Origin of the sequence: Rhodococcus sp. ACS1 (assembly GCF_002300155.1) — a bacterium.
Lineage (GTDB): Bacteria > Actinomycetota > Actinomycetes > Mycobacteriales > Mycobacteriaceae > Rhodococcus_F > Rhodococcus_F koreensis.
In genome coordinates this window covers 529,862-542,424 of the sequence record NZ_NSDZ01000001.1, presented here as the reverse complement: position 1 = coordinate 542,424, position 12,563 = coordinate 529,862, and the positions used below count along the sequence as shown (strand labels likewise).

General features: G+C 69.4%; 11 protein-coding genes. 10 read left to right on the top strand and 1 reads right to left on the bottom strand.

The window, feature by feature from the left end; all coding sequences use genetic code 11:
- Positions 1-80 precede the first annotated feature (80 nt).
- Complete coding sequence (gene aroB / locus CJ179_RS51245; RefSeq protein ID WP_072942152.1) at positions 81-1,193, top strand: 3-dehydroquinate synthase; 1,113 nt, start codon at positions 81-83, stop codon at positions 1,191-1,193.
- A 120-nt stretch (positions 1,194-1,313) separates the two neighbouring features.
- Here the strand turns inward: aroB and CJ179_RS02540 are convergent, their stop codons facing one another.
- Positions 1,314-2,060, bottom strand: coding sequence for a B-4DMT family transporter (locus tag CJ179_RS02540; protein WP_095860626.1), 747 nt, complete (start codon positions 2,058-2,060; stop codon positions 1,314-1,316).
- 136 nt (positions 2,061-2,196) lie between these two features.
- On the opposite strand from CJ179_RS02540, the gene CJ179_RS02535 reads away from it, so the two are divergent.
- From CJ179_RS02535 to carB, 9 genes are all read left to right on the top strand, one after another.
- A complete protein-coding gene (locus tag CJ179_RS02535; RefSeq protein WP_072942149.1) occupies positions 2,197-3,300 on the top strand; it encodes an aminopeptidase P family protein in 1,104 nt (367 codons plus the stop codon).
- A 34-nt stretch (positions 3,301-3,334) separates the two neighbouring features.
- On the top strand, positions 3,335-3,898 hold the full coding sequence (gene efp / locus CJ179_RS02530; protein ID WP_005241702.1) for an elongation factor P: 564 nt from the start codon (positions 3,335-3,337) through the stop codon (positions 3,896-3,898).
- Positions 3,899-4,408, top strand: a complete 510-nt coding sequence (gene nusB, locus CJ179_RS02525) for a transcription antitermination factor NusB (RefSeq protein ID WP_072942147.1) — start codon at positions 3,899-3,901, stop codon at positions 4,406-4,408. It begins immediately after the preceding gene.
- A 140-nt stretch (positions 4,409-4,548) separates the two neighbouring features.
- Positions 4,549-5,178, top strand: a complete 630-nt coding sequence (gene pyrR / locus CJ179_RS02520) for a bifunctional pyr operon transcriptional regulator/uracil phosphoribosyltransferase PyrR (RefSeq protein WP_015890604.1) — start codon at positions 4,549-4,551, stop codon at positions 5,176-5,178.
- Complete coding sequence (locus CJ179_RS02515) at positions 5,179-6,123, top strand: aspartate carbamoyltransferase catalytic subunit (protein WP_072942146.1); 945 nt, start codon at positions 5,179-5,181, stop codon at positions 6,121-6,123. It abuts the gene before it with no gap.
- Entirely contained in the window at positions 6,120-7,463 is a 1,344-nt protein-coding gene (locus CJ179_RS02510; RefSeq protein ID WP_095860625.1) for a dihydroorotase, read from the top strand. Before CJ179_RS02515 ends, CJ179_RS02510 begins: the two co-directional genes overlap by 4 nt.
- Positions 7,460-8,026, top strand: a complete 567-nt coding sequence (locus CJ179_RS02505) for a transporter (protein WP_072942142.1) — start codon at positions 7,460-7,462, stop codon at positions 8,024-8,026. Before CJ179_RS02510 ends, CJ179_RS02505 begins: the two co-directional genes overlap by 4 nt.
- Positions 8,023-9,183, top strand: a complete 1,161-nt coding sequence (carA, locus tag CJ179_RS02500; RefSeq protein WP_072942140.1) for a glutamine-hydrolyzing carbamoyl-phosphate synthase small subunit — start codon at positions 8,023-8,025, stop codon at positions 9,181-9,183. Before CJ179_RS02505 ends, carA begins: the two co-directional genes overlap by 4 nt.
- Positions 9,183-12,551 (top strand): carbamoyl-phosphate synthase large subunit, encoded by a 3,369-nt coding sequence (gene carB / locus CJ179_RS02495; protein WP_072942138.1) that lies wholly within the window; start codon positions 9,183-9,185, stop codon positions 12,549-12,551. The genes carA and carB overlap by 1 nt, the downstream gene beginning before the upstream one ends.
- Positions 12,552-12,563: the final 12 nt, after the last annotated feature.

The following is a 12,563-nucleotide window of genomic DNA, read 5'->3' as shown; positions in this document are numbered from 1 at the left end:
CGGAGTCGCGGAGTGATGGGCGACCCGGCGGAACAGAGACATCCGAGAACCTCGGACAAGACGGAGCGGAGCAGCAGACAGTGACCGAACCGGTACGCGTACAGGTCCAGACGGCGAACCCCTACCCGGTCATCATCGGGCGCGGATTGCTCGGCGAGCTGGTGGACGAACTCGCCGGCACGAGGACGGTGGCGATCTTCCACCAGCCGCCGCTGGCGGAGACGGCGGAGGCGGTGCGCGCGGCGCTCGCCGAGAAGGGGATCGATGCGCACCGCATCGAGATTCCGGACGCGGAGGACGGCAAGGATCTGGCCGTCGCCGGGTTCTGCTGGGAGGTCCTCGGCCGGATCGGCCTGACCCGCAGCGACGCGGTCGTCAGTCTGGGCGGCGGCGCGGCCACCGACCTGGCCGGGTTCGTTGCGGCCACGTGGATGCGCGGGGTGCGCGTGATCCACGTGCCCACGACGCTGCTCGCGATGGTGGATGCCGCGGTCGGCGGAAAGACCGGCATCAACACCGAGGCCGGCAAGAACCTGGTGGGCTCGTTCCACGAGCCGTCGGCGGTGCTGATCGACCTGGCGACGCTCGAGACGGTGCCCCGCAACGAGATCGTCGCGGGCATGGCGGAGGTCGTGAAGACCGGATTCATCGCCGACCCCGTGATCCTGGAGCTCATCGAGAAGGACCCCGAGGCCGCGCTGGACCCCACGGGAACCGTTCTGCCCGAACTGATCCGGCGGTCCGTGGAGGTCAAGGCCAAGGTCGTGGCCGCGGACCTGCGCGAGTCGGATCTGCGGGAGATCCTCAACTACGGGCACACGCTCGGGCACGCGATCGAGCGGCGTGAACGCTACCGCTGGCGTCACGGTGCGGCGGTCGCCGTCGGGCTCGTCTTCGCGGCCGAGCTGGGACGGCTGGCGGGACGTCTGGACGATGCGACGGCGGACCGGCACCGCACCATCCTGGAACTGGTGGGGCTGCCCACCACGTACGACGCGGACGCATTCGGCCAGCTGGTCGAGGGAATGCAGACGGACAAGAAGAACCGGGCCGGCGTGCTGCGGTTCGTCGTGCTCGACGGGCTCGCGAAGCCCGGACGGCTCGAGGGCCCGGACCCGTCTCTGCTCGTCGCCGCGTACTCCGCGGTGGCCCGCGAGGCGACGCCGGGCGCCGGCGGCGCCGTTCTCCTGTGACGTAACCTCCTGTGACGTAGCGCGAAGAAGCAAGGACGCGGCGGTGTGAGCGAGTGCGCTCACACCGCCGCGCCGTCTGTCGGTGTGTCGTCGGTCGGGTATCGGAGAGCCGAACGGCTGCTACTCGCCGCGGCGCGGGTCGTCCGTGGTCCGCTTCCCGAGGTCGACCGGGTCCTGCCAGGTGGTGTCCCCGCCCCGCGGCTGATCGAGGTCCGATGTGTCCTCGCGGTAGTTGTGCACCGGTTCGAACACCGCGGTGTCGGCGTCGGAACCGGCGTACCCGGTGTCCGGGGTCTGCTCGTACGCCTGGCCGGGGTAGTTCTGTCCGTACCCGTCGTCGTCGGCGACGGCTGCGGCTGCGGTTCCCCCCGCTGCGGCTCCTGCGGCCACTCCGGCGCCGTGCGCCGCCGGCCGGCGTTCGCCGCGGTCCTTCACCGTCTTCCTGGAGTCCCGGCCGACGAAGAACCGGCCGAGGAACACGGCGAGCATGGCAGGCACGAAGATCAGCAGGACCGTGAATGCGGCCCCGGACGTGATCTCGAAGAAGAACGAGTTCTGGGTGACGTTGAGGTTCGGCACCAGGTTGGCCAGCCAGCTCCCCACACCCGCGACGACTCCGCCGAGCAGGGCCGCCTTCAGCCACAGCATCGTCAGGTCGGCGCCGTCCTCCGGATCGGGGTTCCGGCGACGGTCCCGGATGCCGTCGATGCCGGCCCAGATCAGTGCCACGAACACGACGATCAGCAGTGCGAGCCATCTCAGAGCGGAACCCTGAAGCGGCCACTGTGTGATCGACACACCGAGGATCACACGAACGAAAACATGTATCAGGGCCATGCCGAGGCCGCGTACCACCCACGCATTCATGGGCACAGCGTAACGAGCGTGTTTTCGCCCGTGTGGCCTAACCCACACGGGGGCTGTCTGGAACCTGTTCTCGCCGCTGCACCGGTGCCGTCGATCCGCGCCCTCCCGGCGGCGGATTGCCGGTACGTTTGACGACATGCCTGCTGATCATGGTTCGCGGCGCGCGGCGCTGCGCGCGGCCCTCGCCGCCCGGGATCTCGACGCACTTCTGGTGACGAATCTGGTGAACATCCGGTATCTCACCGGGTTCACCGGCTCCAACGCCGCGCTGCTCGTGCACGCGTCGGACGCGGAGGGCGCCGAGGAGCGCACGGTCATCTGCACCGACGGCCGCTACCTCACGCAGGTCGGAGAACAGGTTCCCGATCTGCGGGCCGAGATCGCCCGCGCCAGCGCCGCCCACCTCATCGAATCGGTGAGGCGGCAGAGCCCCTCGTCGCTGGCGTTCGAGAGTCATGTCGTCACCGTGGACGAGTTCGCCGCCTGGTCGGTGCTCGCGCCGGACGCGCGGCTCGACCCCGTTCCGGGTCTCGTCGAGGAACTGCGGATGGTGAAGGACGACTTCGAGGTCGGACTGCTGCGCGCGGCGTGCGCGGCCGCCGACTCCGCGCTCGCCGAGCTGATCGAGCGCGGTGGTCTCCGCCCAGGGCGCACCGAGAAGGAGGTCGGCCGGGAACTCGAGGCGCTGATGCTCGCGCACGGCGCCGACGGCATCTCGTTCGAGACCATCGTCGCGGCCGGCGCCCACTCGGCGATCCCGCACCACCGCCCGACCGAGGCGGTGCTCGGCAGCGGCGACTTCGTCAAGCTGGACTTCGGGGCGGAGATCGGCGGTTACCACTCGGACATGACCAGAACGTACGTCCTGGGGCAGGCCGCGGACTGGCAACGCGACGTGTATGCGCTGGTCGCGCGGTCGCAGGAGGCCGGGCGGGACGCGCTGCGCCCGGGAGCGGAGGTGTCCGCGGTGGACGCCGCCGCCCGCCGGGTCATCGACGACGCCGGCTACGGGGAGCTGTTCCTGCACGGGCTCGGACACGGCGTCGGCCTGGAGATCCACGAAGCTCCGGGAATCGGCAAGCTGGGCACCGGTACACTTCTGGACGGTGCGGCGGTGACCGTCGAGCCGGGCGTGTACTTCTCCGGGCGCGGAGGCGTGCGGATCGAGGACACGCTCGTGGTTCGTGAGCAGGGACCGGAACTGCTCACACTCACCACCAAAGACCTGACTGTCGTGTAGACGGTTTCGACCTTATCGAGGAGACGCGAAGCAAGTGGCTTCCACCAGTGATTTCAAGAACGGCCTGGTCCTGCAGATCGAAGGCCAGCTGTGGACGATTACCGAGTTCCAGCACGTGAAGCCCGGTAAGGGTCCCGCGTTCGTGCGCACCAAGTTGAAGAACGTGCTCTCGGGCAAGGTCGTCGACAAGACGTTCAACGCCGGCGTCAAGGTGGACACGGCCACGGTCGACCGCCGTGACATGACGTACCTGTACCACGACGGCACCGACTACATCTTCATGGACGGCGACACCTACGACCAGATCTCGATCAGCGAGGCCACCGTCGGCGACGGCGCCCGCTTCATGCTCGAGAACATGGCCGTGCAGGTCGCGACGCACGAGGACGTTCCGCTGTTCGTGGAACTGCCCGTCACCGTCGAACTGGTGGTCCAGCACACCGATCCCGGCCTGCAGGGCGACCGCTCCACCGGCGGCACCAAGCCCGCCACCCTCGAGACCGGAGCCGAGATCAACGTTCCGCTGTTCATCAACACCGGTGACAAGCTGAAGGTCGACTCCCGCGACGGCAACTACCTCGGGCGTGTGAATTCCTGAGTGTCCGGTACGCATAAGAAACTCGGCGCACGGCACAAGGCCCGCAAACGCGCCGTCGATTTCCTCTTCGAGGCCGAGGCGCGAGATCTCGATCCGGTCGATCTCGCGACCGAGCGCGCGGAATTGTCCGGCAAGGACGATGCGGTGGCACCGGTCGCCCCGTACACCGTCACCGTGGTGACGGGTGTCGCGGAGAACCTGGACCGTCTCGACGAGGTGATCTCGTCCCACCTGCAGGACTGGACGCTGGAGCGGCTTCCCGCCGTCGACCGCGCCATCCTGCGGATCGCCGTGTGGGAGCTGTTCCACGCCACCGACGTGCCTCCGGTCGTGGCCGTGGACGAGGCGGTGGAGCTCGCCAAGCAGCTCTCCACCGACGAGTCGCCGGGTTTCGTCAACGGCATCCTCGGTCAGGTCGTGCTGGTGGCCCCGCAGGTGCGGTCGGCTGCGGCCGCGACGTCGCGCCGCGCCGAGACCGCCGACGGCGAGTCGAACGACGCCCGCTCGTAAGTTCGTGTCCCGCTGCGGGCCCGCGTCGGCGGGTCCGCAGGTCAGGGGTCCGGGCCTGGCGCAGTCGACGCGCTGATAAGCTGTCCGCGTCAGGCATCCTTTAACGATCCGTCCAGTGAGGCGGAGAAGGAGGTCGTTGTATGCGCGTGCCCGAAGGGTCTCGCCCCGCCGGGGAACCGGCGGATTCAACACCAGAAGAGTCCCCGTCCGTCGAACCCGCACGAGAGCTGCTGTCCGCAGCCGATGTGGGACGGACCATTGCGCGAATCGCGCACCAGATCATCGAGAAGACCGCGATCGACGCCGCGGACGGTGAAGCGCCGCGTGTCGTTCTGATCGGCATCCCGACCCGGGGCACGACGCTCGCCGCGCGGCTCGCCGGGAAGGTCGAAGAATTCTCCGGGGTGCGCCCACCGGTCGGCTCCCTCGACATCACCCTGTACCGCGACGATCTGCGGACCAAACCGCACCGGCCCCTCGAACGCACCTCGGTGCCCGAGGGCGGCGTCGACAACACCCTGGTCGTCCTCGTCGACGACGTGCTGTTCTCCGGCCGCACCGTCCGCTCGGCGCTCGACGCCCTCCGCGACCTCGGTCGGCCCCGTGCCGTCCAGCTGGCCGTCCTCGTCGACCGCGGGCACCGTGAACTGCCGCTGCGCGCCGACTACGTGGGCAAGAACGTGCCCACCGCCCGCACCGAGGACGTCAAGGTGCTCCTGAGCGAACACGACGGCCGCGACGCGGTCATGATCTCCGGGGGGAAGAGCTAAGTGAAGCACCTGTTGTCGATCGCGGACCTGACACGGGAATCGGCCGTCGAACTTCTCGACGAGGCCGAACGCTTCGAACAGGCCCTCCTCGGGCGTGAGGTGCGGAAGCTCCCGACGCTGCGCGGCCGGACCGTGATGACCGTGTTCTTCGAGAACTCGACCCGCACCCGGGTGTCGTTCGAGGTCGCAGGCAAGTGGATGAGCGCAGACGTCATCAACGTCAGCGCGTCCAGTTCGTCGGTGTCGAAGGGTGAATCGCTCCGGGACACGGCGATGACGTTGCGCGCCGCCGGCGCCGACGCCCTGATCGTGCGGCACCCCGCGTCGGGTGCGGCCCACCAGATCGCGAGCTGGACCGGACGTCAGGACGACGGCGGACCCGCGGTGATCAATGCGGGCGACGGCACGCACGAACACCCCACCCAGGCGCTTCTCGACGCGCTCACACTGCGTCAGCGCCTCGGCGACATCGAGGGCAAGCGCATCGCCATCGTCGGCGACATCCTCCACAGCCGGGTCGCGCGGTCGAACGCGCTGCTGCTGTCGATGCTCGGCGCCGAGGTCGTCCTCGTCGCGCCGCCCACGCTGCTCCCGGTCGGTGTGTCGTCGTGGCCGGTGTCGGTGGCGCATTCCCTCGACGCGGAGCTGCCCGGTCTCGACGCCGTCCTCATGCTGCGGGTGCAGGCGGAACGGATGAACGGCGGGTTCTTCCCGTCCCAGCGGGAGTACTCGATCAATTACGGCCTGTCGGAGAAGCGGCTCGCGCTGCTTCCCGAGCACGCGGTGGTGCTGCACCCCGGTCCGATGCTGCGCGGCATGGAAATCGCCTCGGCGGTGGCTGATTCGTCGAGAACCGCCGTGCTGCAGCAGGTGACCAACGGTGTGCACATGCGGATGGCGGTGCTGTTCCGGCTGCTGGTCGGGGCGGAGGAAGTTGCGGGATGAGTGACAGTGCAGTGACAGGAGAGACAGTGCTCATCAAGAACGTGTTGCTGTACGGCGAGGGCGAGCCCACCGACGTTCTGCTCGGTGACGGCGTCATCGCCGCGATCGGAGCGGACGCGGGCAAGGACGCCACGCCCGACGCCGAGGTGATCGACGCGGCGGGGCAGATCCTGCTCCCCGGTTTCGTCGATCTGCACACGCACCTGCGGGAACCCGGCCGCGAGGACACCGAGACCATCGATTCCGGTTCGGCCGCCGCCGCGCTCGGCGGGTACACCGCGGTGTTCGCGATGGCCAACACCAGCCCGGTGGCCGACTCGGTGGTCGTCACCGACCACGTGTGGCGCCGCGGCCGGGAGGTCGGGCTCGTCGACGTGCACCCCGTCGGCGCCGTCACCGTGGGGCTCGAGGGCAAGCAGCTCGCCGAGATGGCCACGATGGCGTCGGGGGCCGGCCGGGTGCGGATGTTCTCGGACGACGGCCACTGCGTCTACGACCCGCTGATCATGCGCCGGGCCCTTGAGTACTCGAGCTCGCTCGGAGTGCTCATCGCGCAGCACGCGGAGGAGCCGCGACTGACCGTCGGGGCGATCGCGCACGAAGGACCCACCGCCGCCCGGCTCGGGCTGGCGGGGTGGCCGCGCGCCGCCGAGGAGTCGATCGTCGCCCGTGACGCACTGCTCGCCCGCGACGCCGGGGCGCGGGTGCACATCTGCCACGCCTCCACCGCCGGCACCGTCGAACTGATGAAGTGGGCACGCGGGCAAGGTATTTCGATCACCGCCGAGGTCACCCCGCATCACCTGCTGCTCGACGACTCGCGGCTCGAGACGTACGACGCCGTCAACAAGGTGAACCCGCCCCTGCGGGAGGCGAGCGACGTCGCCGCGCTCCGGGCCGGACTGGCCGAGGGGACCATCGACTGCGTCGCGACCGACCACGCGCCGCACGCCGAGCAGGACAAGTGCTGCGAGTTCGCGGCCGCCCGCCCCGGAATGCTGGGGCTCGAGACCGCGCTGTCGATCGTCGTGCAGACGATGGTCCGCACGGGGCTGCTCGACTGGCGCGGCGTTGCCAAGGTGATGAGTGAGCGCCCGGCCGAGATCGTCGGACTCGACGACCAGGGTCGCCCGCTCGAGGTGGGCGAGCCCGCCAACCTCGTGCTGATCGATCCGGACGCCGAATGGACGGTCCACGGCCCCGATCTCGCCAGCGTCGCCCACAACACGCCCTACGAGTCGATGACCCTTCCGGCCCGGGTGACGACGACGATCCTGCGCGGCCGGATCACCGCGAGCGACGGCCAGGCCCGCGTCCGGGTGCGAAACGGCAGGGGATGACGGTGGAGAGAATTCTGTGGGTAGTCGGCCTCGTCGCGTTCTGGGCGCTGGCCATCTTCCTCATGTACGTCGGCTGGCGCGGTCGCGCCCGGCGGCAGGCCGACCGGGTCGGGCAGCTTCCCGGCGTGCCCGCGCACCTCGGCGCGCAGACGATCGCCCCGGCCACCGGACTGTACGTGGGCAGCACCCTCGCCCCCAGCTGGCAGGACCGGATCGCGGTCGGTGACCTCGGCTTCCGGGCGACGGGTGAGATCTCCCGCTACGAAACCGGGATCCTGCTCGAACGGGACGGGGCGTCGGCGATCTGGATACCGCAGGACGCGGTCCGCGCCGTGCGCACCGAACGCGGCCTCGCGGGCAAGGTCATGAGCAAGGACGGCGTCCTGGTGATCCGGTGGGAGCTGCCGACCGGCACCGAGATCGACACCGGATTCCGCAGCGACGACAAGTCCGTGTACCCCGCCTGGGTGGGCGCAGGGAAGCCGGACGGCAAGACAGACAGTGAAGATTCAGCGAATGCGGCGAGCTCTGGTGAGGTCGAGCAGAACGGAGAGAACGCATGAGCGGCTACGACACCGACTCTGCAGTACTGGTCCTCGAGGACGGACGGGTATTCCGGGGCACCACTTTCGGTGCCGTCGGTCAGACGCTCGGTGAGGCCGTCTTCAGCACCGGCATGACCGGGTACCAGGAGACGCTCACCGACCCCAGCTACCACCGCCAGATCGTCGTGGCCACCGCGCCGCAGATCGGCAACACCGGGTGGAACGACGAGGACGACGAGTCCGTCGGGCCGACCGGCAGCAGCGCCGAGGCGAAGATCTGGGTCGCCGGGTACGTCGTCCGCGACCCCGCCCGCCGCACCTCCAGCTGGCGCGCCACCGGATCCCTGCAGGACGAGCTCGTCAAGCAGGGAGTCGTCGGGATCGCCGGCATCGACACCCGGGCCCTGGTCCGCCACCTGCGCACCCGGGGCTCCATGCGCGCCGGCGTGTTCTCCGGCGACGCCCTCGCCGACACCGACGTGCTGCTCGAGCGGGTGAAGGGCCAGCCGTCGATGCTCGGCGCGGACCTGGCCGGCGAGGTCAGCACCACCAGCGGGTACGTCGTCGAGCCGACCGGGGGAGACGCGCGCTTCACGGTCGCGGCCATCGACCTCGGCATCAAGACCAACACCCCGCGCATGTTCGCCGAGCGCGGCATCCGGGTGCACGTGCTCCCGTCCGACGCCACGCTCGCGCAGATCCTGGACCTGAAGGCCGACGGCGTCTTCCTCTCCAACGGTCCCGGCGACCCGGCGACCGCCGACGGCGCCGTGCACCTGACGAAGGAAGTCATCGGGCAGGGTCTGCCCCTGTTCGGCATCTGTTTCGGCAACCAGATTCTCGGGCGCGCACTCGGTCTCGGCACGTACAAGATGAAGTTCGGTCACCGGGGCATCAACATCCCGGTCGTCGAACACGAGACGGGACGCATCGCGATCACCGCACAGAACCACGGGTTCGCGCTGGAGGGGGAGGCCGGACAGGAGTTCGACACCCCGTTCGGCAAGGCCGTCGTCAGCCACACCTGCGCCAACGACGGCGCCGTCGAGGGAGTCCGCCTGCTCGACGGATCGGCCTTCTCGGTGCAGTACCACCCCGAGGCCGCGGCGGGCCCGCACGACGCCGCGTACCTGTTCGACCGCTTCACCAGCCTGCTCGAGGGAGTCAAGAACTAATGCCACGCCGTACAGATCTCTCCCACATCCTGGTGATCGGCTCCGGGCCGATCGTCATCGGCCAGGCCTGTGAGTTCGATTACTCCGGAACCCAGGCCTGCCGGGTGCTGCGCGAGGAGGGCCTGCGGGTCAGCCTCGTCAACTCCAACCCGGCCACGATCATGACCGACCCCGAATTCGCGGACGCTACGTATGTGGAGCCGATCACCGCCGAGTTCGTCGAGAAGGTGATCGCCCTCGAGGCCGAGAAGGGGCACCCGATCGACGCCGTCCTCGCGACGCTCGGCGGCCAGACGGCCCTGAACACCGCGGTGGCGCTGCACGAGCAGGGCATCCTCGAGAAGTACGACGTCGAGCTGATCGGCGCCGACTTCGACGCCATCCAGCGCGGCGAGGACCGGCAGAAGTTCAAAGACATCGTCGCCAAGGTCGGCGGCGAATCGGCGCGCTCCCGCGTCTGCTACACGATGGACGAGGTCCGCGACACGGTCGCCGAACTGGGCTTCCCCGTCGTCGTGCGGCCGTCGTTCACGATGGGCGGACTCGGCTCCGGCATGGCCTACGACGACGAGGACCTCACGCGGATCGCCGGCGGCGGCCTCGCGGCGTCCCCCACCGCCAACGTGCTGATCGAGGAGTCGATCCTCGGGTGGAAGGAATACGAGCTCGAGCTGATGCGCGACGGCCGCGACAACGTGGTGATCGTGTGCTCGATCGAGAACGTCGACCCGGTCGGTGTGCACACCGGTGACTCGATCACCGTCGCCCCCGCCATGACCCTCACCGACCGCGAGTACCAGGCGATGCGCGATCTCTCGATCGACATCCTCCGCGAGGTCGGCGTCGACACCGGCGGCTGCAACATCCAGTTCGCGATGGACCCTGCCGACGGGCGTCTCGTCGTCATCGAGATGAACCCGCGCGTGTCCCGGTCCAGCGCGCTCGCGTCCAAGGCGACCGGCTTCCCGATCGCGAAGATCGCCGCGAAGCTCGCCATCGGCTACACGCTGGACGAGATCGTCAACGACATCACCAAGGAAACCCCGGCGTGCTTCGAGCCGACCCTCGACTATGTCGTGGTCAAGGCGCCCCGGTTCGCGTTCGAGAAGTTCCCCGGCGCCGACGACACCCTCACCACCACGATGAAGTCGGTCGGTGAGGCCATGTCGATCGGCCGCAACTTCACCGAGGCGTTCGGCAAGGTGCTGCGCTCCCTCGAGACCAAGCGGGCCGGGTACTGGACGGGTCCCGACGTGGAGGCCGACGACCTCGACAGCCTCCTCGCGGAACTGAGCATCCCCCGCGACGGACGCGTGTACGGCCTGGAGAAGGCGTTCGCGCTCGGCGCCACCGTCGAGCAGCTGTTCGACGCCACGAAGATCGACCCCTGGTTCCTCGACCAGATCCTGCAGATCCACGAACTCGGGGACGCGCTGCGCGAGGCGCCCGAGGTGACCGAGCGGGTCCTGCGCCGCGCCAAGCACCATGGCCTGTCGGACCGGCAGATCGCGGCCCTGCGCCCCGAGATCGGCGGCGAGGACGCGGTCCGCGCGCTGCGTGAGCAGTGGGACGTCCACCCCGTTTACAAGACGGTCGACACCTGCGCCGCCGAGTTCGAGGCGAAGACGCCGTACCACTACTCCACGTACGAACTGGACCCGGCGGCCGAGTCCGAGGTGGCCCCGCAGACCGAGCGTCCGAAGGTCCTGATCCTCGGTTCCGGACCGAACCGCATCGGTCAGGGCATCGAGTTCGACTACTCCTGCGTCCACGCCGCCCTGACGCTGTCGGAGGCCGGCTACGAGACCGTGATGGTCAACTGCAACCCGGAGACCGTCTCTACCGACTACGACACGGCCGACCGGCTGTACTTCGAACCGCTCACGTTCGAGGACGTGCTCGAGGTGTACCGGGCGGAGTCGATCTCGGGCACCGTCGCCGGTGTGATCGTGCAGCTCGGCGGTCAGACCCCGCTGGGTCTGGCGAAGCGGCTGAAGGCGGCGGGGGTGCCGATCGTCGGCACCAGCCCCGAGGCGATCGACCTCGCGGAGGACCGCGGCGAGTTCGGGAAGGTGCTGGTCGACGCCGGCCTGCCCGCCCCCAAGTTCGGCACCGCCACCACGTTCGCCGGGGCCCGCGACATCGCGGCCGGCATCGGATACCCGGTGCTGGTGCGGCCGTCGTACGTCCTCGGTGGCCGCGGCATGGAGATCGTGTACGACGAGGCGTCCCTCGAAAGCTACATCTCCCGCGCCACCGAGATCTCCGACGACCGGCCGGTGCTGGTCGACCGCTTCCTGGAAGACGCCATCGAGATCGACGTCGACGCACTCTGCGACGGCACCGAGGTGTACCTCGGCGGCGTGATGGAGCACATCGAGGAGGCCGGTATCCACTCGGGCGACTCGGCCTGTGCGCTGCCGCCGATCACCCTCGGCCGCGCCGACCTCGAGAACGTCCGCCGCTCGACGGAGGCGCTCGCGAAGGGCATCGGCGTGAAGGGCCTGCTCAACGTCCAGTACGCACTCAAGGACGACATCCTGTACGTCCTCGAGGCCAACCCCCGCGCCAGCCGCACCGTGCCGTTCGTGTCGAAGGCGACGGCCGTGCAGCTTGCCAAGGCGTGCGCCCGCGTCATGCTCGGCGAGTCCATCGCCGATCTGCGCGCGAGCGGCGTGCTCCCGGCCACCGGCGACGGCGGCTGGACCCCGGCGGACGCGCCCGTCGCCGTCAAGGAGGCGGTGCTGCCGTTCAACCGGTTCCGCCGCGCCGACGGCACCGGGGTCGACACCCTGCTGAGCCCGGAGATGAAGTCGACCGGCGAGGTCATGGGCATCGACGCCGACTTCGGCACCGCGTTCGCCAAGAGCCAGACGGCCGCGTACGGTTCGCTGCCCACCTCGGGCTCGGTGTTCGTCTCGGTCGCCAACAAGGACAAGCGGTCGCTGATCTTCCCGGTCAAGCGGCTCGCCGACCTCGGCTTCCGGATTCTGGCCACCGAGGGCACCGCGGCGGTCCTCCGCCGCAACGGGATCACCTGCCAGGAGGTGCACAAGCACTCCGGCGAGAAGCTGGAGGCGGGGGAGCGCACCATCGTCGAGACGATCCGCGACGGCGAGGTCGACATGGTGATCAACACGCCGTACGGCAACTCCGGACCGCGTGTCGACGGCTACGAGATCCGCAGCGCGGCCGTCGCCACGAACATCCCGTGCGTCACCACCGTGCAGGGCGCGTCCGCCGCGGTGCAGGGCATCGAGGCCGCGATCCGCGGCGACATCGGCGTTCAGTCGCTCCAGGCGCTGCACGCGCGGCTGCGCTCGCCCGCCGTCGTCGTGGCCCCCGCGAGCGGGGCCGTCTCGTCGTGAGCGGACACCATC